18 protein-coding genes are annotated in these 25,005 nt (G+C 74.8%); 11 read left to right on the top strand and 7 right to left on the bottom strand.

What is annotated here, in order from left to right:
• Positions 1-43: 43 nt before the first annotated feature.
• Complete coding sequence (locus ACN20G_RS01890; protein ID WP_424210937.1) at positions 44-1,588, bottom strand: FAD-dependent monooxygenase; 1,545 nt, start codon at positions 1,586-1,588, stop codon at positions 44-46.
• A gap of 54 nt (positions 1,589-1,642) precedes the next feature.
• Entirely contained in the window at positions 1,643-2,521 is an 879-nt protein-coding gene (locus ACN20G_RS01885; protein ID WP_424210936.1) for an NAD(P)-dependent oxidoreductase, read from the bottom strand.
• A gap of 160 nt (positions 2,522-2,681) precedes the next feature.
• Between ACN20G_RS01885 and ACN20G_RS01880 the strand changes: the two genes are divergently transcribed.
• The gene (locus ACN20G_RS01880) at positions 2,682-3,008 is read left to right on the top strand and encodes an ArsR/SmtB family transcription factor (protein ID WP_424210935.1); all 327 of its coding nucleotides are present in this window, start codon (positions 2,682-2,684) and stop codon (positions 3,006-3,008) included.
• A gap of 37 nt (positions 3,009-3,045) precedes the next feature.
• On the opposite strand, the gene ACN20G_RS01875 is transcribed toward ACN20G_RS01880, so the two are convergent.
• Complete coding sequence (locus ACN20G_RS01875) at positions 3,046-3,636, bottom strand: TetR/AcrR family transcriptional regulator (protein ID WP_424210934.1); 591 nt, start codon at positions 3,634-3,636, stop codon at positions 3,046-3,048.
• Between the two features lie 274 nt (positions 3,637-3,910).
• Between ACN20G_RS01875 and ACN20G_RS01870 the strand changes: the two genes are divergently transcribed.
• From ACN20G_RS01870 to ACN20G_RS01840, 7 genes are all read left to right on the top strand, one after another.
• Positions 3,911-7,903, top strand: coding sequence for an amino acid adenylation domain-containing protein (locus tag ACN20G_RS01870; protein WP_424210933.1), 3,993 nt, complete (start codon positions 3,911-3,913; stop codon positions 7,901-7,903).
• A 55-nt stretch (positions 7,904-7,958) separates the two neighbouring features.
• Entirely contained in the window at positions 7,959-8,207 is a 249-nt protein-coding gene (locus tag ACN20G_RS01865) for a tautomerase family protein (RefSeq protein WP_424210932.1), read from the top strand.
• Between the two features lie 35 nt (positions 8,208-8,242).
• Positions 8,243-8,989 carry a maleate cis-trans isomerase family protein gene (locus ACN20G_RS01860; RefSeq protein WP_424210931.1) on the top strand — a complete coding sequence of 249 codons (747 nt, stop codon included), beginning with the start codon at positions 8,243-8,245 and terminating at the stop codon, positions 8,987-8,989.
• A 126-nt stretch (positions 8,990-9,115) separates the two neighbouring features.
• Positions 9,116-10,339: an MFS transporter gene (locus tag ACN20G_RS01855; RefSeq protein ID WP_424210930.1), complete on the top strand. Its 1,224-nt coding sequence runs from the start codon at positions 9,116-9,118 to the stop codon at positions 10,337-10,339.
• Positions 10,340-10,460: 121 nt separating this feature from the next.
• Entirely contained in the window at positions 10,461-13,760 is a 3,300-nt protein-coding gene (locus ACN20G_RS01850) for a CHAT domain-containing protein (protein ID WP_424210929.1), read from the top strand.
• On the top strand, positions 13,757-14,176 hold the full coding sequence (locus ACN20G_RS01845) for a hypothetical protein (RefSeq protein ID WP_424210928.1): 420 nt from the start codon (positions 13,757-13,759) through the stop codon (positions 14,174-14,176). The genes ACN20G_RS01850 and ACN20G_RS01845 overlap by 4 nt, the downstream gene beginning before the upstream one ends.
• Positions 14,177-14,222: 46 nt before the next feature.
• Positions 14,223-15,143 (top strand): hypothetical protein, encoded by a 921-nt coding sequence (locus ACN20G_RS01840; RefSeq protein ID WP_424210927.1) that lies wholly within the window; start codon positions 14,223-14,225, stop codon positions 15,141-15,143.
• Positions 15,144-15,185: 42 nt separating this feature from the next.
• Here the strand turns inward: ACN20G_RS01840 and ACN20G_RS01835 are convergent, their stop codons facing one another.
• The 3 genes from ACN20G_RS01835 to ACN20G_RS01825 form a co-directional block, all read right to left on the bottom strand.
• On the bottom strand, positions 15,186-16,091 hold the full coding sequence (locus tag ACN20G_RS01835) for a UTP--glucose-1-phosphate uridylyltransferase (RefSeq protein ID WP_424210926.1): 906 nt from the start codon (positions 16,089-16,091) through the stop codon (positions 15,186-15,188).
• Between the two features lie 192 nt (positions 16,092-16,283).
• On the bottom strand, positions 16,284-18,113 hold the full coding sequence (locus tag ACN20G_RS01830; RefSeq protein WP_424210925.1) for a serine/threonine-protein kinase: 1,830 nt from the start codon (positions 18,111-18,113) through the stop codon (positions 16,284-16,286).
• Positions 18,114-18,215: 102 nt separating this feature from the next.
• Positions 18,216-18,812 (bottom strand): dihydrofolate reductase family protein, encoded by a 597-nt coding sequence (locus tag ACN20G_RS01825; protein WP_424210924.1) that lies wholly within the window; start codon positions 18,810-18,812, stop codon positions 18,216-18,218.
• Positions 18,813-18,935: 123 nt separating this feature from the next.
• On the opposite strand from ACN20G_RS01825, the gene ACN20G_RS01820 reads away from it, so the two are divergent.
• Positions 18,936-19,982: an enoyl-CoA hydratase/isomerase family protein gene (locus ACN20G_RS01820; RefSeq protein ID WP_424210923.1), complete on the top strand. Its 1,047-nt coding sequence runs from the start codon at positions 18,936-18,938 to the stop codon at positions 19,980-19,982.
• A 28-nt stretch (positions 19,983-20,010) separates the two neighbouring features.
• On the opposite strand, the gene ACN20G_RS01815 is transcribed toward ACN20G_RS01820, so the two are convergent.
• Positions 20,011-22,701 carry an ATP-binding cassette domain-containing protein gene (locus ACN20G_RS01815; RefSeq protein ID WP_424210922.1) on the bottom strand — a complete coding sequence of 897 codons (2,691 nt, stop codon included), beginning with the start codon at positions 22,699-22,701 and terminating at the stop codon, positions 20,011-20,013.
• Positions 22,702-22,826: 125 nt separating this feature from the next.
• On the opposite strand from ACN20G_RS01815, the gene ACN20G_RS01810 reads away from it, so the two are divergent.
• Positions 22,827-23,624 (top strand): TetR/AcrR family transcriptional regulator, encoded by a 798-nt coding sequence (locus ACN20G_RS01810; RefSeq protein WP_424210921.1) that lies wholly within the window; start codon positions 22,827-22,829, stop codon positions 23,622-23,624.
• 80 nt (positions 23,625-23,704) lie between these two features.
• On the top strand, positions 23,705-24,955 hold the full coding sequence (locus ACN20G_RS01805; RefSeq protein ID WP_424210920.1) for a cytochrome P450 family protein: 1,251 nt from the start codon (positions 23,705-23,707) through the stop codon (positions 24,953-24,955).
• The last annotated feature ends 50 nt before the right edge of the window (positions 24,956-25,005 follow it).

Raw genomic sequence — 25,005 nt, 5'->3', positions numbered from 1 at the left:
GGCGCAATCTACCGCACCCCCCGCGGGTCGGGGCGACGGGCCGTCAGGTTCGTTCGCCGAGGTGGGCGGGGTGGCGGAGGGGGCCCAGCCAGTGGGTGAGGGCCCGGGTCAGGGCGCCGAGGTCGGGGCGGGTGCCGGTGGGGGAGGACCAGGCCGTGTAGCCGTCCGGGCGGCACAGCACCGCGTTCCAGCCGAGCGCCGGATCGTCTGCCACCGGCACCGGGTCCAGCCGGTCGCCCCAGGCCAGGGCGGTGTCGGCGAGGCCCTCGCCCACCGCCGGCACGAAGAGCAGCAGGGGTCGGCCGGCCGTGAGCAGTTCGGCCACGGTGCGCGGGCCCTCGGCCGTGGCCAGGGTGTGGTTGGGCAGGAACCACCCCGCGCCGAGGTCCGGTCCGGCCCCGGGCGCCGTCGGCGGCAACGTGATCGACTGCCCGCTGACCTCGGCCGCCGTGGCCCGCAGCGCCTCCTCGTCGCCCAGGTAACGGCGCACGCTCGCGCGCGCCGGGGCCCGCTCCGGGCGGGGATCCATCACGGCGGCCTGCGCCCGGGTGTTGGCCACGACGGCCGCCGCGACCGGCCGGCGCTCGGCCGTGTAGGTGTCGAGCAGCTCGGCGGGGGCGGCGCCCCGGGCCACCAGCGCCAGTTTCCAGCCCAGGTTCACGGCGTCCTGGAGGCCCGTGTTCAGCCCCTGTCCGCCGAGCGGCGCGTGCACGTGTGCCGCGTCACCCGCGAGCAGCACCCGGCCGTGCCCGGGGGAGCGGTAGCCGTCGGCCAGCCGGGTGAAGTCGCTGTAGCGGGCGGCGTGCGCGAGGTCGGTCATCGGGAGGTCGCGGCCCAGTACCCGGGCCGTGCTCGCCCGCAGCTCGCCCAGGGTCACCGGTCGCCGCCGGTCGGGCAGCGGCCTCGTGAAGTCGTGGGCGATGACCCGGCTGTGCCCGTACGGGTTCACGTTCACCAGGGTGCCGCCGCCGGGCCCCCGGGCCCAGCCGCCCGGCGCGGACGCCGGGTCGAGCAGCCGCACCATGCCGAGGGCGGCGGCGAACGTGGGCTCGGTGGTGGTCGAGGTGATCCCGGCCCGTTCGCGCACGGTGCCCCGGGCCCCGTCGCAGCCCACCACCCAGTCCGCCGTCAGCGTGTGCGCGGCGCCGTCGGCGGCCAGCACCGAGACGGTGACCCCGGCCGCCTCCTCGACCAGGTCCACCACCCGCGCCCCGCGCCACACCCTGGCGCCCGAGCGTGTCGCGCCCGCCTCGAAGAGGTGCTCCAGGTCGGCCTGGGAGCGGTTGACGATGGGCGGGCCCTCGGCGGTGGGCGCGTCGATCTCCAGCACGGACAGGCCGCCGAAGTGGAAGCCGAAGCGCTGGTGCTCGTCGAGCCGGCCGGTCCCGTTCAGGCGCAGGTGGCCCCGGCGCAGCAGGGTCTGCACGGTGCGGGCGTGCAGGGTGCCGGCGCGGGGCACGTCCCGGACGGCGGGCAGTTCCTCCACCACGGTGGTGTCGACCCCTCGCGCGGCCAGTTCGCAGGCGAGGAGCAGTCCGACGGCGCCGCCGCCGACGATGAGGACGCTCGTGTGTCGGTCGGTGCTCACGGGCTCGGCCTTTCGTCGGCGGGGCGGGTCGGGGCTGGGCGGTGGGGGTGGGGGTTACGCGTCGAAGCTGGCGAAGTAGCCGGCCGCCATGTCCTCGCCGCCGTGACCGCGCTCCGAGGCGCGGCGGAAGCGCTCGCGGCCGGCCTCGGTGACGTCCAGGCGCAGGCCGACCCGCTCGGCCGCCTCGACCACGAGGCGGGCGTCCTTCTCGGCGTTGTCCACCGTGAAGCTGGGCGCGAGCTCGCCGCTGAGCACGGCGGCGGACTTGAGCTGGAAGTAGCCGTTGTCGGTGGGGCCGCCGGTGATCACGTCGACGAAGTGGCGCGGGTCCACGTTCAGGCCCTCGGCCAGGGACAGGGCCTCGCCGACGCCGTGGGTCAGGGCGATGATCCAGGTGTTGAGGACCAGCTTCAGGCGGCTGGCGGAGCCCTCGCGGCCGTCCTCGCCGACCCAGACGGTGCGCTGCCCGATCACGTCGAAGAGGGGTTCGACGGTGGGGCGCGCGGTGGGGGCGGCGGCCGCGAGGACGACGAGCTTGCCCAGTTCGGCGGGCTGCTTGGTGCCCTGCACGGGGGCGTCCACGAAGACCAGGCCGGCCTTCTCGGCGTGTGCGGCCAGCGCGTCCACCGCGTCGCCGACGGTGCTGAGCTGCACCCAGATCGTGCCGGGGGCGGGGGCGGCGGCCTCGATGGCCTCCAGCACGCGGGGGCCGTCGGTGAGGACGGTGAGCACGACCTGCGCCCCGCGGACGGCCTCGGCGGGGTCGGCGAGCGGGGTGACCCCGTCGGCGGCGAGGGCCTCGGCCTTGGCGGCGGTGCGGTTCCAGGCGCGCACGGTGAAGCCGGCGCGGGCGAGGTTGCGGGCGACGGGGGCGCCGATGGTGCCGGTGCCGAGGACGGCGACGACGGGGCGGGGGGTGGTGGACGAGGACATGGTGACTCCCTGGTGCGCGTGCGGTGCGGGTGCGAACGGGGTGGGGAGGCTCGCGGGCTTCCTCCGCGAGTGGTTCGAAAATTCTCGTACCGGCTAGCCTAGGGGTGTGGCGGTGACGCCCGCAACGATGGGCGTGTGACGTCCCGATGAAAGGTCGCGCATGGTCGTGCAGCTCTCGCACCCGGACCTCGACGCGGTGGGCCTCGACGCCGTCTACGCGGCCCTGGCGGACCGGCACCGGCGCGGGGTCGTGGTGCGCCTGGCCGCCGATCCCGGCGTCGAACTGGCCTGTTCGGCGCTGGAGATGCCCGGCACCAAGTCCACCCGTTCGTATCACTGGAAGGTGCTGCGGGAGGCCGGGCTGATCGTGCAACGGGCCACCGGGACAGGCATGGCGCTGCGGCTGCGGTCCGAGTTCGGCGAGCGTTTCCCGGGGCTGCTGGAGAACCTGCTGCGGCTGGAAGGCGCGCGCGTGGCGGGTTCGTGACGGGCGCGTTGCGTCCCGATGTCGATCCGCGCGGGGCTCAGGCGTCGGCCGGGGGCAGGATCCGGTCCACGATGTCGACCATCGCCTCCCGGTCGGTGACCTTGCCCAACACCCGCAGCCCGTACATGGAGTTGAGGTAGTAGCGGGCCTGTTTGACGGGGTCGAGGTCGGCCTCCAGGCTGCCGTCGGCGCGGCCCTGCTCCACGCACACGGCGAAGGCGGCGGTGATCCGGGCGAAGGCGGCCCGGACCATCTCGGTGACCTCCGGATCCCGACCGGCCAGCTCCATCGCGGAGTTGATGACCAGGCAGCCCCGGTGCTCGGGGGTCGGCGCGCTCTCCTGTTCCACCACGCCGAGCAGCACCGCGCGGATCCGCTCGCGGGCCGGCCCCTCGCCCCGCTCCAGCCGCGCCACGAGCGGGCCGGTCCACTCGGTGTCGTAGCGGCGCAGGGCCGCCTCGAAGAGGCCGTGCTTGCTGTCGAAGGCGTGGTAGAGGCTGCCGCGACCCAGTCCCGTGCTGTCCACGAGGTCCTGGGCGGAGGTGTCGGCGTACCCCTTGTCCCAGAACGTGGCCATGGCCGCGTCCAACGCCTGGTTGAGGTCGAAGCTGCGAGGGCGAGGAGACATGACGCGAGGTTAGCAGTTCTGGAACGATTGTTAAATTTGCATGGACCGCCCTTCACCGTCGGATCGAAGGTGTGGTTACCTCTGAACCGTCGATGCGACGCCCACCACCGATGAGCCCGTTCCGGACCTGAATGACCAATCAGGGAACGGGAGTTCGAGACCACCATCGGTGACGCGTCCCGGACTCCCCGACCGCCCGGGGAGCAACGCCGAGCCGCGGCGGCGGGAAGGACCCGCCCGCCGCGCAGGTGTCGGTTTCTTATGGGGGAACACCTTGGCAACCGTCCAGTTCGCCGTACCTACCCGCAACGTGCGCCACGAGAGCGGCGCCTGCCTGCCCGGTCTGCTCGACCAGCAGGTCACCGCCCGGCCCGAGGCCGCGGCCGTCGTCACCGCCGACCGGCGGCTCACCTTCCGCGAGCTCGCGGCCGAGGCCGCCCGCCTCGCCGACCACCTGCACGCGACCGGGGTGGCCGTCGACACGCCCGTCGGCCTCTACACCGAACCCTCCGCCGAACTCGTCACCGGAGCCTGGGGCATCCTCGCCGCCGGCGCCGCCTACCTGCCGCTGTCCCCGGAATACCCCGAGGACCGGATCCGGTACATGATCGAGTCCAGCGGCGCCGGGATCGTCGTCACCCAGGACCACCTGCGGGCCGCGCTCCACCGACTCGTGCCGCGCGGCACCCGGATCGTCACCTTCTCCGACCTCGACCGCGGGCCCGATCACGCCCCGGCCGGATCGGCCGCGCCCTGCCGCCTCGGGGGGAACGAGGCGGCGGGCACCGCGCCCGCCCCGGACCGCGTCGAACACCCGGCCCGCGGCCCGCGCCCCGACTCGCTCGCCTACGTCATCTACACCTCCGGCTCCACCGGCAAGCCCAAGGGGGTGATGATCGAACACCGCAGCATCGTCTCCCAGCTCCGCTGGATGCAGGCGTTCGGCCACCTCGGCGAGCACGTACGGATCCTGCAGAAGACCCCGATGAGCTTCGACGCCGCCCAGTGGGAGATCCTCGCGCCCGCCGCCGGCGCCACCGTGGTCGTCGGCGCCCCCGGCATCCACCGCGACCCCGAGGCCCTCCTCGACACCGTCGAACGCCTCGGCGTCACCGCCCTCCAGGCCGTGCCCACCCTGCTCCAGGCCCTCGTGGACACCGAACGCCTCGGCACCGCCCGCACCCTGACCCGGGTGTTCTCCGGCGGCGAACCGCTCTCCCGCCGGCTGGCCCGCACCCTGCTCGCCGAGCTGCCCGGCACCGACCTCGTCAACCTCTACGGGCCCACCGAGACCACCATCAACGCCACCGCCTGCCTCGTCGACCCCGACGAACTGCGCGGCGACGACGGCCCCGAGGGCAACGGCACCGTCCCGATCGGCGTGCCCGTCGACAACACCACCTGCTTCATCCTCGACGAGGAACACCGCCCCGTCGACATCGGCACCACCGGAGAGCTGTACATCGGCGGGGTCCAACTCGCCCGCGGCTACCTCGGCCGGCCCGACCTCACCGAGGAGCGGTTCCTCCCCTCCCCGTTCGTGCCCACCGAACGCCTGTACCGCACCGGCGACCTCGCCCACTGGAACCCCGACGGCACCATCACCTGCGTCGGCCGCGCCGACAACCAGATCAAGCTCCGCGGCTACCGCGTCGAACTCGACGAGATCTCCGTGGCTGTCGAGGAGCACACCTGGGTCCGCCGCGCCGCCGCCGTCGTCGTGGACGACCCGCGCACCGGATTCCGGAGCCTGGTGGCCGCCGTCGAGCTCAACCCCCGCGAGGCCGCCCTCATGGACCAGGGCAACCACGGCGGACACCACCAGTCCAAGTCCAGCAAGGTCCAGGTCAAGGCCCAGCTCGCCGAGGCCGGCGCCCGCGACCCCGAGGAACTCGCCGGCCGGACCGCCCTGCCCCTGCCCGGCCGCGAGGCCGACCCCGCCCTGCGCCGCGAGATCTTCGCCCGCAAGACCTACCGCTTCTACGACGGCGGCCCCGTCACCCGCGCCGACCTGCACGCCCTGCTCGCCCCGCGCGAACTCACCCCGGCCGCGCCCCTGGACCCCGCCGACCTCGACCTCGACCGGCTCGGCACGATCCTGCGCCGCTTCGGCCCGGTCCGCAGTGAGGAACGCCTCCTGCCCAAGTACTCCTACGCCTCGCCCGGCGCCCTCTACGCCACCCAGCTCTACCTGGAGGTCGACGGCATCCCCGGCGTCCCCGCCGGCCTGCACTACCACCACCCCTCCGACCACAGCCTCGTGCGCGTCGCCGACCCCGCGCCCCGTCCCGCCGGCGCCCCGCCCCTGCTGCGCGTCCACTTCCTCGGCAAGAGACGCGCCATCGAGTCGGTCTACGCCAACAACGTCCTGGAGGTCCTCGAATTCGAGGCCGGCCACATGCTGGGCGTGTTCGAGGAGACCCTCCCCGCCCACGGGCTCGACATCCGCGCCCACTCCTTCGACCCGGCCGTCAAGGACCGTCTCGACGTGGCCGCCGAGGACCACTACCTCGGCACCTTCGAGATCCACGCCCACGACGGCACCCCCCGGCCCACCCACACCGAGCTCTACCTCCAGTCCCACCCGGACCGGATCGCCGACCTGCCCGCCGGCCACTACCGCTGGACCGAGGGCCGGCTCGAACACCTCTCGGACGCGCTGATCGCCCGCAAGCACGTCATCGCCATCAACCAACTGGTGTACGACCGAGCCTCGTTCGGCATCACCGCGATCTCCCGCGCGCCCGAACCCTGGCTCGACCACATCGCCATGGGCACCACCCTGCACCACCTCCAGCGCAACGGCCTGGGCCTGGGTTTCATGTCCTCCGGCTACAGCTCCAAGAGCGGCAACCCGCTCCCCGCCGCCCGCCGGATCGACGAGATCCTCGCCGACCGGGGCGTGGCGCCGGGCCCCTCGTACTTCTTCCTCGGCGGCAAGGTCACCCCCGGGCAGATCGCCGACGAGGGCATGAACGAGGACGCCGTGCACACCCGCGGCCCGGCCGAGATCATCAAGGACGAACTCGCGTCCTTCCTGCCCGACTACATGATCCCCAACCGGGTGGTCATCCTCGACGAGCTGCCGCTCACCGCCAACGGCAAGGTCGACGCCAAAAACCTCGCCGCCAGTGACCGGATCCGCGCCGCCGGCTCCGGCCGCCCCTGGGTCGCCCCCGCCGGCCCGTACCAGACCCGGCTCGCCGAGGTCTGGGGCAAGGCCCTCAAGTACGAGGACGTCTCCGCCGACGACGACTTCTTCGAGGCCGGCGGCAACTCCCTGACCGCCGTGGCCCTCGTCAACCGCGTCAACCGCGACCACGGGATCCGCCTCCCGCTCCAGGTGATCTTCGAGGCCCCCCGGCTCGCGGCGCTGGCCGCCCGGATCGCCGACGCCGTCGGCGGCGCCGAGACCGGCGGCTCCCGGCTGCTCCTGCTCCACCCCGGCGCCCCCGCCGAGGACCCGACGGCCGATCCCGCCCGGCCCGTGTTCGCCTGGCCCGGCCTGGGCGGCTACCCGATGAACCTGCGCCTGCTCGGCCGCGAGAGCGCCCTCGGCGGCGCCTTCTACGGCATCCAGGCCCACGGCATCAACCCGGGCGAGACCCCCCACCCCACGGTCCAGGAGATGGCCGCCGCCGACGTGGCCGAGATCCGCCGGATCCAACCCGCCGGCCCCTACCGGCTCTGGGGCTACTCCTTCGGCGCCCGCGTCGCCTTCGAGACCGCCTGGCAGCTCGAACAGCTCGGCGAGAGCGTCGAACACCTGCTGCTGATCTGCCCCGGCAACCCGAAGGTCCGCGCCGCCGACGCCGAACGCCACGGCCGCGCCGCCGAGTGGACCAACCCCGCCTACGTCACCATCCTCCACTCCGTCTTCGCCGGCACCGTCACCGGACCGCAGGTCGCCGACTGCCTCGCCGCCACCCGTGACGAGGACAGCTTCGTCGCCTTCGTCGTCGCCCGGATCCCGGGTCTCGACGAGGCCCTGGTACGCCGCATCACCCGCGTCGTCGCCGAGACCTACGCCTTCGACTACGACTTCCGCGAATGGCGCGAACGCCGCGTCACCGCCCCCGTCACCGTCTTCAAGGCCACCGGCGACGAGTACTCCTTCATCGAGAGCGGCGAGGGCCGGGACGCGGCCACCGTCGACATCCGCGAACTCACCGGCGACCACTACTCCGTCCTGCGGGAACACGGGGTCGGCGAACTCGCCGCGGCCCTGCGCGCCGCCGTCGGCGCCGCCCCCGCGACCCGGGACTGACCGCCCGCGTCCCGTCACCCACCCCCCACCCACCCCGGAGCCGACCGTGCCCCACGTGGACATCACCCACTTCCCCGTCCCCCTCACCGACACGACCCGCGCCCGACTCGCCGCCGACATCACCGACGTGATCGTCCGCCGGCTCGGCGCCGACCCCGACGCCGTCTCCGTCGCCCTGGAGGCCGTGGACCCCGAGAACTGGCACGAACGCGTCGTCGCCCGCGAGATCACCGGCCGCGAGCACCGACTCGTGAAGATCCCCGGCTACCTCGCCCCCCAGGCCCCGCCGGCCCCCGGCACCTGAACCCCTCCCGCACCACCTCACGAAAGGCACCCACCATGACCGACTCCCTCGGCCCGCGCCTCAAGGTCGGCATCGTCCTGCCCTCCACCAACACCTCCGCCCAGCCGGAGATGGAGGACCTGCGCCCGCACCAGGTCACCAACCACACCGGACGCATGCTCATCGGCGACGACTCCATGGTCGACGAACCCGGCTTCGACCACGTCATGCACAGCATCCGCAACTCCACCCACCCCGCCATCCGCTCGGTGGTCAGCTGCAACCCCGACACCGTCGTCATCGGCGTCTCCCCCGAGAGCTACTGGGACGGCCCCGACTCCCACGCCCGCGTCCTGGCGAACCTGCGCGAGGCCGCCGACGGCCTCCCCGTGATCACCAGCCCCGACGCCATCTCCGCGGCCCTCACCGCCTACGACGCCCGCCGGATCGCCGTCATCACCCCCTACCTGCCGGTCGGCGACGACTCCGTCAGCCGCTTCTTCAAGGACAGCGGCTACGACGTGGTCCGCATCCAGGGCCTCGGCGTGCCCAGCCCCGCGAGGATCTCGCACGTCTCCCAGAGCGAACTGCGCTCCGTCCTGCGCGAGATCGACGGCCCCGACATCGAGGCCATCGTCCAGGTCGGCACCAACGTCGCCATCAAGGACGTCGCCGCCGAGGCCGAACACTGGCTCGGCAAGCCCGTGATCGGCAACAACACCGTCCTGTACTGGCACGCCCTGCGCAGCAACGGCATCACCGACAAGATCCACGGACAGGGGTCTCTGCTCTCGTCCCACTGATCCCACCACCGGCCGCTCGCGATCGGCTCGAACCCCGCGCGAACCGCGCGCCCCTCACCCGCAGATCCACCCGCACCCGCCGCGCCGGCCCCGCACCACGGCCGACGCGTCACCCTGGAGAGACACGTGACCACCACAGGCAGTCAGACCACCGACCGGCCCACCGACGAGGCGGCACCGGCACCGGAACGGCTCCCCGTCCTGAAGCTGCTGGCCTTCACCGCCGCCGGCTTCCTCGCCATCATGACCGAGACGATGCCCGCCGGACTCCTGCCCCGGATCGGCGAGGGGCTCCAGGTCTCCGAAGGACTCGCGGGCCAGCTCGTCACCCTCTACGCCATCGGCTCCGTCGTCGCCGCCATCCCCGTGATCGCGGCCACCCGCAGCGTGAACCGGCGCCCCCTGCTCCTCGCCGCCGTCGCCGGCCTGTTCGTGTTCAACACCGTCACCGCCCTGTCCACGAACTACGCCCTCACCCTCGGCGCCCGCTTCATCGCCGGCATGGCCTCCGGCGTCATCTGGGGCCTCCTCGCCGGCTACGCCCGCCGGCTCGTCCCCGAGCACCTCCAGGGCCGGGCCCTGGCCGTGGTCGGAGTCGGCCAGCCCATCGCCCTCACCCTCGGCGTCCCGCTCGGCACCTGGCTCGGCACCGTCTTCGACTGGCAGGGCGTGTTCTGGATCATGTCCGCGGTCGCCCTGCTGCTGATCGTCTGGGTCCGCGCCCTCGTGCCCGACTTCCCCGGCCAGGCCGCCGCCCAACGCCTGCCCATCCGGGCCATCTTCACCACCCCCGGCATCCGCCCCGTACTCGGCGTGATCTTCCTGTGGATCCTCGCCCACAACATCCTCTACACCTACATCTCCCCCTTCCTGAAGGAGGCCGGCCTCGGCGCCCGCGTCGACGTGCTGCTCCTCGTCTTCGGCGCCACCGCCATCGTCGGCGTCTGGTTCACCGGCCTCTTCGTCGACCGCAAGCTGCGCGCCCTGACCGTCGCCAGCCTCGCCGGCCTCGCCGTCGCCGCCCTCGTCCTGGGCATCGGCCACGAATCGCCCGTCGCCGCCGTCATCGGCGTGATCGCCTGGGGCCTCACCTTCGGCGGCGCCCCCACCCTGCTCCAGACCGCCATCGCCGACGCCGCCGGGGACGGCGCCGACGTGGCCCAGTCCATGCTCGTCACCGTCTTCAACCTCGCCGTCGCCGGCGGCGGCGTGGTCGGCGGGATCCTGCTCGAATCCACCGGACCCGCCGCCTTCCCCTGGGCCCTGCTCGCCCTCTCCCTGGTCTCCCTGGCCGTCGTCGTCGGCGCCCGGAACCACGGCTTCAAGCCCGGAGCCCGCGGCTCCGCCTGACCACCCCCCACCCTCCGGCGGCCCCGACCCCCTGTGCGCGGGGCCGGGGCCGCCGGCGCGATTCCGCCGCCCCCCGCTGGGTAGGGAAGGGCCGGGGAAACGCGGACGGGGGGCGGTACGCATGGACGAGCACGCACCGGGACACACCACCGATTTGGCGGGCACGGTCTCCTGTTTGAAGGAGCTCGCGACCCGGCTCTGGCCGGAACCCGCGGCGCTGACCCGGGGTCCGCTCCTCGAACCCCGCGTCACCGAGGCGCTGGAGAGGGTCGAGCGGCTCCTGCCCGTGCCCTTCGACGATTTGGACGCCTCGCTCGTCGCCGGCGTGGTGTGGTGGCTTCGGTACAACGCCCTGGGATCGAAGGACCTCGGGGCGGAGGCGATGATGACGATGGAGATGCGGCTGGGCGCCGTGGCCGTGCGCGCACCCGACCGGATCCACCCCGAGATCGCCGTCCACTTCGTCCACCGCGCCCCCGCCTGCTGCGTGACCCTCAGGCTCCTCGACGCACTGGAGCACCATCCCGAGGACTCCGAACGGATGCTGGACGCGGCCCTGGAGACCTCCCGGCTCCTGGACACCGGGCCCCCGTGGCGCTGCCACAGCCACGCCGCCCACCTCTCCCACCGCGCCCGCGCCCACGGCGCCCGCTTCGACCGCCACGGCCACACCGAGGACCTCACGGAACTGGTCCGCCTGGCCCGCGATGCCGACGCCCTCGTCCTGGCCGCCGATCCCTCCCATCTCGCGGTGCGCCACGTGTACGCCCAGGCCCTCGTCGGCGGCCTGCGACTGGGCAAGCCCGTCACCGACCTGGACCGGGCCATCGAGGTGGGCGACGAGATCCTCGCCGCAGCCGGCGACCGACATCCCCACCTCGGCCCCTTCCACCTCGACCAGGCCCGGGCCCGACGCCTGCGCACCGAATGGCGCGGGACGCCCGAGGACCTGGAGGCCGCGATCCACCACTACCGGCAGGCCGTCGCCGTCATGACAGCCAACCCCCACCCCGACCTCGTCCAGGCGATGTCCACCCTCGGCCACTGCCTGCGCGTGCGGTACGAGAGGCTGGGGCACCGGGCGGACCTGGACGAAGCCGTCACCGTCATCGAGAACGCCCGCCGACTGCCCACGACGCATCCGGCGGCCGGTGGCCTGGTCCACGCGCACCTGGCCGTCGCCCGGTACAGCCGGTACGTCCGCACCCGGGACCCGGCCGACGTCGACGGCGCCGTCACCGCCTCCGAAGCCGCCCTGCGTTCCCTCGACCCCGGCAGCCCCGAGGAGGCCGGCATCCGGGCCGACCACGCCCGCTTCCTCCAGGTCCGCGCCGAACTCGGCGGCGACCCCGCACAGGAGGACGCGGCCCTGACCGCCGCCGACGACACCCTGGCCGCCCTCGCCCGGATCGGACTGGACGAGAGCATTCCCGCCCCGGCGGCCCTCGCCCACCTCGTCCGCTGCGACACCCTCCGCGCCCGCGCGGCCCGCACCGGATCCGCGGCGGACGCCGCCGAGGCCCTGGCCGCCGCCCGGACCGCCCTGGACCACGTGCGCCCCGACGCCGCGGCCCACGCCGCCGCCCACCTCGCGGTGGCCGACGCCCACCTCCTGCTCGCCGGGATCGCCGAATCCGCCGGTCGGGACGGCGCGCCCGACCGGGCCGAGGCCGCCGCCGCCCTGCGGGCCGCCGCCGCCCACGACCGGGCCCCGGCCCCCCTGGTGGCCGCGGCCCGGGCCGCCATCGGCCGCAACGCCGCCCGGCGCGGGCTGTGGGCCGAGGCCGCCGACGCGTACGCCCAGGCCGTCGAACACCTCCTGCGGATCGCCCCGGCCGCCCTGCGCCGCGCCGACCGCGAACACCGGCTCACCGCCCTGCGCGGCCTGGCCTCCGACGCCCTCGCCTGCTGCCTCAACGCCGACCGGGTCACCGAAGGGGTGCTGCTCTTCGAACGCGGACGCGGGGTCGTGCTGCGCCAGGCCCTCGACGGCCGCGCCGACCTCGCCGAGGTCGACACCCTCGCCCCCCACCTCGCCGCCCGCCTGCGGACCCTGCGCCGCGCCCTGGCCGAGACCGAGACCCCCGACGCGCCCCCGGCCGACGCGACCGGCGACCGCCGGACCCCCGCCCGCCCCGCCCCCGGCGTACTCCTCGACGAACCCGACCTGCCCGAGGACCCCGTCCACCTGCGCCAGTGGATCGAGGCCCGGATCGCGCAGACCATCACCCGGATCCGCACCGAGGCCGCCCTCCCCGGGTTCCTCGCCCCACCCGACCTCGACACCCTCGCCGCCGCCACCGGACCCACCGGCGCCGCCGTCGTCGTCAACGTCTCCGAGTTCCGCTCCGACGCCGTCCTCCTGCGCGCCGGCCGGCCCCCCGAGGTCGTCCCCCTGCCCCTCCTCACGCCCGGGTTCGTCGACGACCGCACCGCCCTCCTCACCGCCTCCCTCGACGCGGCCCTCGACCCCGACACCCCCGAGGACCCCGCCGCCGAGGCCGCGATCCACGGGATCCTCGCCGACCTCTGGGACGCCGCCGCCGGACCCGTCCTCGACGCCCTCGGCCACCACACCCCCGCCGACGGCCCCCTCACGGACCGCCCCCGCGTCTGGTGGTGTCCCGCCGGGGCCCTCACCACCCTTCCCCTGCACGCCGCCGGCCACCACGACACCCGCTTCGGCGAGGCCCCGCTGACCGTCCCCGACCGCGTCGTCTCCTCCTACACCCCCACCCTCGACTCCCTCGTCCGCGCACCCGCCCGCCCCCGGCCGGACGCCGGCCCGGCCCGCACCCTCGTGGTCGCCACCGCCACCGCGCGGGGCGTCCCCGCCGACGCCCCGCACCCCGACACCGAACGGGAGGCGGAGACCGTCGCGGCCCTCGCCCCCGGCCCCGTGGACCGCCTCATCGGCCCCGACGCCACCCGCGACCGGGTCGAGGCGGCCCTGACCGGTGCCGGACGCGTCCACTTCGCCTGTCACGCCGACACCGACCCCGCCGACCCGGCGGCCGGCCGACTGCGGCTCGCCGACCACGCCACCCGCCCCTTCGACGTGACCGCCATCTCGACCCTGCGCCCGACCGACGCCGAGTTCGCCTTCCTCGCCGCCTGCTCCACCGCCGCCCCCGGCCGCCGCAACCCCGACGAGGCCGTCCACCTGGCCTCCGGTTTCCGCCTCGCCGGCTTCCGGCAGGTCGTCGGCACCCTGTGGCCCCTGCTCGGCGAACCCGCCCTGCCCGTGGTGCGCCGGGTCCACGGGGCGGTCGCCGCCGAAGGGCCCGGCGTGGCCGCCGCCGCCCTGTACGAGGCCGTTCTCGACCTGCGCTGGAACCTGCCCGACCGGCCCTCCGTCTGGGCGACCCACCTGCACGTCGGCGGCCTCGAACCGGCCGCCCCCCGAAAGGAGACGCCATGAGCACGGACGTGCCCGGCGTGTACGCCGCCGCCCACAAGGCGACCCCCCACCTCGCCAAGCTGCTCGGCCCCCACACCGCCGCGTTCACCGCCGAACTCGAAGTCCTCCTCGCCGACCCGCCCGACGAGGCCGGCGCCGAACGCCTCACCGCCCTGTTCCACCGCCACCGGGGCACCCGCGCGTACCTCGCCGACGTCCTCGCCGACGCCCCCTCCTACCGCCCGGCCGCCGAACGGATCCACAAGGACGACGCCCGGGGCGGACCCCTGGGCGAGGCGGGCGTGGTCGACCCCGTCTCGGTCTGGAAGTGCGGGGCCTGCCCAGAGCTCTGGTACCGCCCCGACGCGGCCACCCCGGTCCCGGCGGCCTGCGAGGCGTGCGCCACACCCGGCCTGACCCGGACGGCCGGCCCCTGAACCTACCCGCGCCCGGACCCGCGCCCCGACCTGACAGGAGTACCCCGTGCTCGAACAGGTGCTCGGCTTCCTGGGGCCCCGCGCCCTCGAACGCTGGCTCGCCCTCGCCCTCCAACCCATGGTGTTCCTGCTGTGCTGCGCCGGTCTCGTGCTCTGGACGGACGGCGACCTCGACCGGGTGCGGGCCGTCACCGCGTGGTCGGAGAAGGCCGGCGCCCCCCTCGTCGTGCTCCTCGCCGTCGCCGGCGTGCTCCTCCTCGCCGGCGCCGGGCTCCTCGCCCTGGCCCTCGCCACCCCCCTGCTGCGCTTCCTGACCGGCACGGGCCCGCTGTGGCGGATCGGCGGTGAGGCCCTCGCCGCGGGCGCCGCGCGCAGGGCAGGGCAGGCCGACACCGACTGGCAGCGGGCGATGGGGGCCGTGCGGGCCCGCAACGCCCCGCGCTCCGCGCTCGCCCACTACCAACGGTGCGAACGGGAACGTCGGCGCCGCCCGGTCGACCCGCTGTACGTGGTCCCGACCCGGCTCGGCAATCAGATCCGGGCCGCCGAGCGGCGGATCGCCGACCGGTACGGGCTCGACTCCGTCGTCGTGTGGCCGGTGTTCGCGTCGGTGCTGCCCGAACCCGTGCTGCTCGCGGCCGAGCGGGCCCGCGCGGCCCTGGACCAGGCGACGGCCGCCCTGCTGTGGGGGTTGGTGTTCGCCGCCGGCATGTGGCCCTTCACGTGGTGGGCGATCCCGGCGGGGCTGCTCGTCGCGCCCCTGGTCGTGTACGGGGTGCTGCCCGCGCGGGCCCGGCGGTTCGGGGAGGCCACGGAGGCCGCGTTCGCCGTGCACCGGGCGGAGCTGTACCGCGCGCTGCGGCTGCCGGCGCCCGCGTCCCCGGCCGACGAGCCGCGCGCCGGTCGGGAGTTGACGAGCTACCTGGTGCGCGGCTCGGACGACCCCGCGTTCCGCTTCCTGCCCTGAGCGCGGCAGGCGCGGCGACGCGGGGCGTCCGGGGCGGCCCGCTCAGACCGTGGTGCTGCCCGAGTCGTCGCCCGCGACCAGCCGGCGCAGGTGCGGCCCGTACTCCGGGTGGGTCAGGGCGTGCGCGAACTGGGCCACCAGGTAGCCGCTCGGGTTGCCGGTGTCGTACCAGCGGCCCTGGATGACCTGCCCGTACACCGCCCGCCGGTGCGCGTACGCGTTGATCGCGTCGGTCAGGTACACCTCGCCCTGCCGGTGCTCGCGCCAGCGCAGGGTCTGCTGCCGCACCTCCTCCACGATCGCCGGGGTGATCACGTACCCGCCGATGGCCGCGAAATGGCTCGGCGCGTCCTCCGGCTTGGGCTTCTCCACCAGCCCGTTGATCCGCAGCAGCCCGTCCCCGAGGTCCTCCTGCACGGTCGGCACGCCGTAGCGCATCGCGTGCTCCGGGTCCATCGGCATCAGGGCCAGCACGGGGCTCGCGGTCTGCTCGTAGGCGCGGATCAACTGCTGGGCGCGCGGCACCTCGGCCACGAACACGTCGTCCGGCCACAGCACGAGCATCGGCTCGTCGATGCCGCGCGCCGCGTTCAGCACCGGGGTGCCGTTGCCGTACGGGCCCTGCTGGTACAGATAGGTGATGTGCCCCTGATGGGCGAGTTCGGCGACCTCCTCGACGGCGTCGGCGTACTCGGCCTTCCCGTCGAGCCGGAGCTGGTCGACGAGCCCGGGATTGGGCCGGAAGTGCTCCTGGATCAGGCTCTTGCCGCCGGACACGACGATGGTGATGTCGGTGATGCCGGAGGCGACCAGTTCGCGCACGGTGTGCTCGATCACCGGCCGGTCGCCCACCGGCAGCATCTCCTTGGGCACGGCCTTGGTCAGGGGCAGCAGCCGGGACCCGAGGCCCGCTGCGGGGATCACGGCCCGGCGAATCGTCTGGGACATGCTTGCCTCTCGCGTGGTGGGGGGAGCGGGGCGGCAGGGCGCGGTCCGGGTCGTGGGACCGCGCCCGCCGACCACCCTGGGCGAGGGACGCTACCAAGCCCGGGCGTCGCCCCGGGGTCACGAGGGCGACGCGCCGGGACGGCGTGGCGGGAGGCGGCCGGTGGCGGGACGCGGCGACGGGTTGACGCGGGCTCAGCGGTAGACGGCGCGCACGGGGGTGGTGACGGCGCTGGCGGCGCCCTTGGCCTGGTGGTTCACCGTCCACACCGGCTTGCTCGTGTCGAGACCGCCGTACACCTTGCCCTCGCCCTCGCAGAGGTAGTCCAGGCGTTTCGCGGCCAGGTCCGTGGACTTGCCGACCACGTTCGAGCAGGTGGTGCCGTCGGCCAGTTCGATGGCGACGATCGCGGTCGGGGTGCCGTCGTCGGGCAGTCGGAAGGAGTCGGCGGGCAGCGGTTCGGTGAGGTCGAGCCGGACCACCGAGCGCGGGTCGGAGCCCAGGCACAGGACGGCGGTGTTCTTCTCCAGCAGGCCGTCGGGGAAGGAGGAGAAACAGGGATCGAGGATCTCGCTGTCACTGCCGCACCGCCAGGCGTCGGGGCGGGCGGTGCGCAGGGCGGTGGTCCAGCAGGACCCCGGTCGGGTCGAGGCCACCGTGATCCCGGCCGAGAGCTCCTGCCCGGCCTCCCACGGCGCCAGCGTGTGCTCGGTCGTCTTCGTCAGGGCCGGACCCGGGGTCCCGCTCCCGCCGGAGGCGGAGGCGGAGGGGCCGGGGGCGGCGGGCGCGGAGGACGCCGGGCCCCGGGCCCGGTCGGCGCCGCCGTCCGTGCTCCCGTCCGTTCCCTTGGGGCCGAACAGGCCCGGCAGCAGGGCCGCGCCGCCGCCGATCAGCGCGCCCAGCACCGCGCAGACCACGAGCACCCGCGCGATCCGGTTCCGGCCGGCGCGGGCGGGTGTCGCGGGGGCGGCGGGCGGGGCGGTCCAGGCCGGGTCCTCGGGCACGGGTATCGCCCAGCCGGCCGTGGGCAGGTCGGCGAAGGCGGCGACCGCCGGGGCGGGGCCGGGGGCGGGGGAGTCCACGACGGTCGCGGGCCGCGCCCCGGCCTCGGTGTCGGCGGTGTGCGTCGCGTCGCGGACGGCGTCCTCGTGGTCGGTCGGGTCGGTCGGGTGGCTTCCCGGGACCGGGAGGGTGGTGGTGCCGGCGTTCGCGGCGAGGGTCAGGGTGCGGCGGGCCGCCTCGGCCATGTCGGGGCGGTCGGCCGGGTCCTTGGCCAGGCAGGCCGCGACCAGCTCGCGCAGTTCGGCCGGCACCCCGTCCAGGTCCGGTTCCCCGCCGAGCACCCGGAAGGCGACGGCGTCGGGCGCGCCGACCCCGAAGACGGGCCGGCCGTGCGCGGCGTGCGCGATCAGGGCGCCCCACGCGAACACGTCCCCGCGGGCGGTGCTCAGCCCGTCGCGGTACTGCTCCGGGCTGATCCAGCCGGGGGTGCCGGTGGTGAACCCGGTGCGGGTCACGGCGGTGCCGCCGGTGACGTGCGCGATGCCGAAGTCCAGCACGCGCGGGCCCTCGGGAGAGAGGATCACGTTGGCGGGCTTGAGGTCCCGGTGCACCACCCCGGCCGCGTGCACGGCCGCCAGCGCCGCCGCCGTGCCCGCCGCGAACAGCGCCAACCGGGCCCCGGTCAGCGGCCCGTGGGCGGCGAGCCATCCGTCGAGGGTCTCGCCGGGCGCGTATTCGGTGACCAGCCACGGCACCTCGGCGTCGGGGTCGGCGTCCACGAACGGCACCAGGCAGGGCCCGGAGACCCGGCGCAGCACCGCGACCTCGCGCCGGAACCGGCTCCGGAACTCGGGGTCGGCCGCGAACTGGGGGTGGACCGTCTTCACGGCCAGCCGGCGGCCGTCGTCGTCGAGCACGGCGTACACCGTGCCCATGCCGCCGGCGCCGAGCCGGCCCACCACGCGCCGGCCGGCGATCCGCGCCGGGTCACCGGGGAGCGGTGGTCTGATCGAATGCGTCACGAGAGGTCCTGGGGCGGTCGGGGGCGCGGTGGGGGACCGCGTGCGCGGTCGCGCCCCGCACCGTAACTCCCGGGCCGTGCGTGCGGTCAACCGGCCCCGGGATCAGGGGTGTCGGGTCGCGGGGGTGTCGGGGTGCAGGATCTCGTGGTGGAGTTCCACCACCCCGTTGCCGAGGGTGACCGCCGGCGAGGTCCGCAGCGGGATCCGGCCGGTCAGGGCCGGGAACAGGGGCTTTCCGCCGCCGAGCAGGATCGGGTTGACGTAGAGCAGGCAGGCGTCGAGCAGGCCCAGGCGCAGGAACTCGCCCGCGAGTTCGGCGCCGCCGATGGCCAGGTCCCCCTCGGAGCGCGCCTTGAGGGCGCGGACCTCCGCCGGGTCCACGCGCGAGCGCCAGGTGCTGTTCCAGGGGCCGGGGCCCGGCGGGCGGGTGCGGGAGTACACGTGCTTGGGCTTCTCGCGCCAGATCTCCGCGAACTCGACCGTGACCCGGTCGGCGTCCGGGTCGGCGTCGGCCGTCGGCCAGTACTCCTCCATCATGTCCTGCGAGACCCGGCCCATGAGGAACGCCGAGCACGCCGCGAGCCGGGCGTTGATCCGGTCGTGCGTCTCCTCGTCGACCATGTGCCAGTCGATCTCGCCGTTCGGTCCGGCCATGTACCCGTCCAGGGAGACGGACAGCATCATCACCACACGTGCCATGCCCGTCACCGTAGGGCCGCCTTGGCGGGCCCGCCGAGAGGCGCGACGGGCGGGGTACGGTGATCGCGGGCCCGTCGGCGCGGCGGGCCGGCGGCGGTCACGGCGGAAGCGGGGCGCGGGCTCATGGACGAGGTGTCGGCACGGGTCGAGGGGCGGGCCGGGCGGCTCACGCTGAACCGGCCCCGGGCCCTGAACGCGTTGACGCACCCGATGGTGCGGGCGCTCACCGAGGCGCTGCGGGCCTGGGAGTCGGATCCGCGGGTGACGCACGTGGTGGTCGACGGGGCCGGGGAGCGCGGGCTGTGCGCCGGCGGCGACATCCGCGCCATCCACGACGACGCGAAGGCCGGCGGGGGCGCCTCGGCGGCGTTCTGGGCCGACGAGTACCGGCTCAACGCGTACATCGCCCGCTATCCCAAGCCGTACGTGGCGCTGATGGACGGCATCGTGATGGGCGGCGGGGTGGGGGTCTCGGCGCACGGCTCGGTGCGGGTCGTCACCGAACGCTCCCGGATCGCGATGCCGGAGACCGGGATCGGGTTCGTGCCCGACGTGGGAGGCACCTGGCTGCTGGGCCGGCGGGCCCCGGGCGGGCTCGGCACGCACCTGGCGCTGACCGGGCGCGCGGTGGGCGCCGCCGAGGCGATCCGCTGCGGGCTCGCCGACCACCTCGTGCCGGCCGGGGAACTCGACGCGCTCCGCGCCGACCTCGCCGAGCTGCCCGCCGCCGAGGCCGTGGCCCGGCACGCGCGGCCGGTGGACGCGGGGGAGGCGCGGGAGGCCAAGGAACGGGCCGTGTGGATCGACGCCTGCCACGACGCGGACACCGTCGAGGGGATCGTGGCCGCGCTGCGGGCGCACGGGGACCCGGAGGCGGCGGCCGCCGCCGACACCCTGCTGACCCGCTCCCCGGTGGCACTGAAGGTCACCCTGGAGTCCCTGCGCCGGGCCCGCGGCCTGGACCGTCTGGAGCGGGCCCTGGAGCGGGAGTACGGGGTGTCGGTGGCGGCGCTGACCGAACCGGACCTGGTGGAGGGGATCCGCGCGCAGGTCGTGGACAAGGACCGCTCCCCGCGCTGGTCGCCGGCGAGCCTGGCGGAGGTGGACGCCGGGCGGGTGGCCCGGTTCTTCGCCCCGCCGCCGGCGGGCACGGAGCTGCGGCTCGGCTGACCCGCCGCCGCGCTCGCCGGTGGGCCGGTCAGTCCTCCGCGCCCACGTAGCGGCGCAGGTGGCGGGCGGTGAGGGTGTCGGCCTCGGCGATCAGGCGGGCCGGGGTGCCCTCGAACACGACCCGGCCGCCCGCGTGGCCGCCGCCGGGGCCCACGTCGATCAGCCAGTCCGCGTGCGCCATCACGGCCTGGTGGTGCTCGATGACGATCACCGAGTTCCCGGCGTCCACGAGCCGGTCCAGCAGGGCCAGCAGCTTGTCCACGTCGGCCAGGTGCAGGCCGGTGGTCGGCTCGTCGAGGATGTACACGGACTCCTTCTCCGCCATGTTGATCGCGAGCTTGAGGCGCTGGCGCTCCCCGCCCGAGAGGGTGTTGAGGGGCTGGCCGAGCCGCAGGTAGGACAGGCCCACCGCGTCGAGCCGGTTCAGGATCGTGTGGGCCTGCCCGGTCGGGAAGAACTCCAGGGCCTCGGCCACCGGCAGGTCCAGCACCTCGGCGATGTTCTTCCCGCGCAGCCGGTACTCCAGCACCCGGGGGGTGAAGCGCCGGCCCTCGCACTCCTCGCACACCGAGGCCACCCCGGCGGTCATCGCCAGGTCCGTCCAGATCAGCCCGAGCCCGTTGCAGCTGCCGCAGGCGCCCTCGGAGTTGGCGCTGAACAGGGCGGCCTTGACGCCGTTGGCCTTGGCGAAGGCGGTGCGGATCGGGTTCAGGAGCCCGCTGTAGGTGGCCGGGTTGGAGCGGCGGGAGCCGCGGATGGGGGACTGGTCGGCGATCACCACCCCCTCGCGGCCGGCGAGGTGGCCGTGGATCAGGGAGGACTTGCCGGAGCCCGCGACCCCGGTGACCACCGTCAGCACGCCCAGCGGCACGTCCACGCTGACGTCCTTGAGGTTGTGCAGCCGCGCCTCCTTGATCGACAGGTGTCCGCGCGGGGAGCGGACCTCGGCGCGCGGGTGGGCACGGTGGCCGAGGTGCCGGCCGGTGAGGGTGTCGGAGGCCCGCAGCCCGGCGAGGTCGCCGCTGTAGGTGACGTGCCCGCCGGCGGTGCCCGCGCCGGGGCCGAGGTCCACGACGTGGTCGGCGATCGCGATGACCTCGGGCTTGTGCTCGACCACGAGGACCGTGTTCCCCTTGTCGCGCAGCCGCAGCAGCAGCCCGTTCATCCGCTGGATGTCGTGCGGGTGCAGGCCGGTGGTGGGCTCGTCGAAGACGTAGGTCACGTCGGTGAGGGCCGAGCCGAGGTGGCGGACGGTCTTGACGCGCTGGGCCTCCCCGCCGGAGAGGGTGCCGGCGGGCCGGTCCAGGCTGAGGTAGCCCAGGCCGAGCTCCACGAGGGAGTCCAGCAGTTCGCGCAGGCCCGTCAGGAGCGGGGCGACCCGCGCGTCGCTCACGCCCTCCAGCCGGCGGGCGAGTTCGTCGATCTGGAGGGCCGAGCACTCGGCGATGTTCAGCCCGTCGATCCGCGAGGCCAGGGCCGCCGGCGAGAGCCGGGCGCCGGCGCAGTCGGGGCACGTGGCGAAGACCACGGCCCGGTCCACGAAGGCCCGCAGGTGCGGTTGGAGGGCGTCGCGGTCCTTGGCGAGGATCGTGCGCCGCACCCGGGTCAGGATCCCCTCGTAGGTGAGGTTGGTGGTGCCGACCTTGACCTTGGTGGTCTCCTTGTGGAGCAGGTCGTGCCACTGCGCCTCGGTGTACTCCTTCAGCGGGAGCGCCGGGTCGAAGAAGCCCGAGCCGACCACCACCTGCCAGTACCAGGTGCCGACGGCGAACCCGGGCACCAGCACCGCCCCCTGGTCCAGGGAGAGTTCGCGGTCCACGAGGGCGTCCTCGTCGATCTCGGAGACGTGCCCGAGGCCCTCGCAGCGCGGGCACATGCCCTCGGGGGTGTTGAAGCTGTACGCCGAGGAGGTGCCGGCGTGCGGGGTGCCCAGCCGGCTGAAGACGATCCGCAGCATGGTGGCGGCGTCGGTGGCGGTGCCCACGGTGGAACGGGAGTTGGCCGCCATCCGCTCCTGGTCCACGACGATCGCGGCGCTCAGGTTGTGCAGGCCGTCCACGTCGGGCCGGTTCAGGTTCGGCATGAAGGACTGCACGAAGGCCGTGTACGTCTCGTTGATCAGGCGCTGGGACTCGGCCGCGATGGTCCCGAAGACCAGGGAGGACTTGCCGGAGCCGGACACGCCGGTGAACACCGTCAGCCGGCGCTTGGGGATGTCCACCGAAACCTCGGCGAGGTTGTTCTCCCGGGCGCCGCGGACGCGGATCACCTGGTGGTCGTCGGCGGGGACCTGCCCCACCCCGTGGTCGGCCGTCGCGAAGGAGTCCGGGGTGGGGGAGGAGTCCTCGGTGATCCAGTCGAGCAGTTCGATCACCACCCCGTTCGGGTCGGTGATCAGCAGCAGCCGCTCGCCCCAGGGCTCCACGCGCGGCGGCAGGGTGAACACCACCCCGTCCCGCTCCAGGCGCTCGGCGGCGGCCGGCAGGTCGGGCACCGTGAAGGCCAGGATCACGCCGTCGGCCGGGCGGTCGCGCAGATCGGCGGGGAGCACCTCCAGGCCCGTGCGGTGGTAGACGACGGAGGGCCCGTCGGGGTGGGTCAGCGAGACGAATCCGTCGGCGGCCATGGCCACCGTGAAGCCGAGGTGGCGCACGAGGAACTCGGCGGAGACCTCGGGATCGGCGACGGTCAGCGCGGTCGTGGTCGACGTGATGCGCAAAGGGGCTCCTCGGAGCAGGGTGGACGGGGAGGGGGCGGAAGAGAATTGTATACGTAGTACAGTCTACTGCGTACGGAATTTATTGCGACGGTCGCCGGACGCGACCCCGAGACGAGGAGAAACCCGTGGTCACCGGCCCGGAGAAGAACGGCGGAGATCCCGCTCACACCGTGGAACTGCTCTGGCGCGACCCCGGAGCCCCCGCCCCCCGCGCCGCCCGCGGCCCCGGCCGCCGCTTCACCCTCGACGAGGTCCTCGACGCCGCCCTCGCCCTCGCCGACACCGACGGCATCGACGCCCTCACCATGCGCGCCCTCGCCGGCCGCCTCGGCGTCACCCCCATGACCCTCTACACCTACGTCCCCGGCAAGGCCGACCTCGTCGACCTCCTCCTCGACCGCACCCTGCGCACCGCCGACCGCACCCCCCAGGACCCCGACACCCCCTGGCGCGCCCGCGTCACCGCCGTCGCCGAGGAACGCCGCGCCCTGCTCCGCGCCCACCCCTGGATCGCCGGCCTCGGCCTCACCCGCCCCCCGCTCGGCCCCGGGGTCATGGCCGCCTACGAACACGAACTCGCCGCCTTCGAGGACCTGGGCCTGACCGACGTCGAACAGGACGCCGCCCTCGCCCACCTCCTCGGCTTCGTCGAACGCACCGTCGGCACCGAACTGCGCGTCGAGGCCGAACGCCGCGCCGCCCCCGTCACCGACGCGCAGTGGTGGGCCGCCGTCGCCCCCGTCCTCGCCCGCCTCGTGCCCCCCGGCGCCCACCCGATCTCCGAACGCGTCGGCCGCGCCGCCGGCGAGGCCCACGGCTCCGCCTACGGCGCCGAACACGCCTGGACCTTCGGCCTGACCTGCGTCCTCGACGGCTTCGAGGCCCTCGTCGAACGCCGCCGACCCGTGGTCGAGGGCCACTGACCCCGCCGAACCCTTGAACAACGGGCCCCGCGCCCCGCAGTGTTGGCCACGACAGCGCCCGCGACCCCAGGAGTACCGGCGTGACCAGCCCCGAACCCGCCCCGCACGTCGTCGACCCGCGGGGCGGCCGCCCGCACGAGCTCAACGCCCGCCTGCTGCGCGAGCACGGACCCGTGGCCGACGTGGTCCTGCCCGGCGGCGTGCCCGCCGTCGCCGTCCTCGGCCACGAGGCCCTGCGCACCCTCCTCGCCCACCCGCACGTGGCCAAGGACTCCCGCCACTGCCCCGTCCTGCACGACGGCACCGTCCCCAAGGACTGGCCGCTGCGCGTGTTCGCCGACGCCCAGGGCATGCACACCGCCGACGGCCCCGACCACCGCCGGCTGCGCGCCCTGGTCGGCAACGCCTTCTCCGCCCGCCAGGTCGAACGCCTGCGGCCCCGGGTGCGCGAACTCACCCACCAACTCCTCGACGCGCTCGCCGAGGAGGCCGACCGCGCCGAGGACGGCGTCGTCGACCTGCACGCCGGCTTCGCCCTCCCGCTGCCCATGGGCGTGATCTGCGAACTGCTCGGCGTGGACCCCGAACACCGGGGCCGGCTGCACGAGCTGTCCCACACGGTGATCGTCGCCACCGACACCACCCCGGCCGAGGCCATGGCCGCCGTCCGCGAACTCGTCGCCCTCATGGGCACCATCGCCGCGACCCGCCGCGCCGCCCCCGGCGAGGACCTCACCAGCGCCCTCATCGCCGCCCGCGAACACGACGGCGACCGGCTCACCGAGGCCGAACTCATCGGCACCATGAGGCTGATGCTCGTGGCCGGCCACGAGACCACCATGAACCTGATCGTGAACGCCGTCCGGTTGCTGCGCGCCCACCCCGCGCAGCTCGCCCTCGTCCGCGCCGGCGAGGCGGGCTGGGACGCGGTGGTCGAGGAGACCCTGCGCCTGGACGGACCCGTCAGCTGGTTTCCGTTCCGCTACCCCACCCGCGACCTCGAACTCGACGGCCGGCTCATCCCCGCCGGCACCCCCGTCCTCGCCGGGTACACCGCCGCCGGCCGCGACCCGGCCGCCCACGGCCCCGACGCCGACCGCTTCGACCTCACCCGCCCCGAGGGCCCCCGCCACCTCTCCTTCGGGCACGGCGCCCACTTCTGCCTCGGCGCACCCCTGGCCCGACTGGAGGCCGTCACCGCCCTCGAAGCCCTCTTCACCCGCTTCCCCGACCTCGACCTCGCGGTCGCCGAGGCGGACCTCGTGCCCCAGCCCAGCTTCATCGGCAACGGGGTCCGCGCCCTGCCGGTCCGGCTGGGCAAGGGGCGCTGAACGGGGAACGCGCACGGCGCGGCCGACCCCGGGAAGGGGCCGACCGCGCC

Origin of the sequence: Streptomyces dryopteridis (genome assembly GCF_049606955.1) — a bacterium.
Classification (GTDB): Bacteria; Actinomycetota; Actinomycetes; order Streptomycetales; family Streptomycetaceae; genus Streptomyces.
This window is presented reverse-complemented; position numbering and strand designations above follow the sequence as displayed.

Bases quoted from the DNA above. Each gene is read 5' to 3' on its own strand.
- ACN20G_RS01885 (WP_424210936.1), bottom strand. From the start codon at position 2,521: ATGTCCTCGTCCACCACCCCCCGCCCCGTCGTCGCCGTCCTCGGCACC.
- ACN20G_RS01880 (WP_424210935.1), top strand. From the start codon at position 2,682: ATGGTCGTGCAGCTCTCGCACCCGGACCTCGACGCGGTGGGCCTCGAC.
- ACN20G_RS01875 (WP_424210934.1), bottom strand. From the start codon at position 3,636: ATGTCTCCTCGCCCTCGCAGCTTCGACCTCAACCAGGCGTTGGACGCG.
- ACN20G_RS01860 (WP_424210931.1), top strand. From the start codon at position 8,243: ATGACCGACTCCCTCGGCCCGCGCCTCAAGGTCGGCATCGTCCTGCCC.
- ACN20G_RS01850 (WP_424210929.1), top strand. From the start codon at position 10,461: ATGGACGAGCACGCACCGGGACACACCACCGATTTGGCGGGCACGGTC.
- ACN20G_RS01845 (WP_424210928.1), top strand. From the start codon at position 13,757: ATGAGCACGGACGTGCCCGGCGTGTACGCCGCCGCCCACAAGGCGACC.
- ACN20G_RS01835 (WP_424210926.1), bottom strand. From the start codon at position 16,091: ATGTCCCAGACGATTCGCCGGGCCGTGATCCCCGCAGCGGGCCTCGGG.
- ACN20G_RS01825 (WP_424210924.1), bottom strand. From the start codon at position 18,812: ATGGCACGTGTGGTGATGATGCTGTCCGTCTCCCTGGACGGGTACATG.
- ACN20G_RS01820 (WP_424210923.1), top strand. From the start codon at position 18,936: ATGGACGAGGTGTCGGCACGGGTCGAGGGGCGGGCCGGGCGGCTCACG.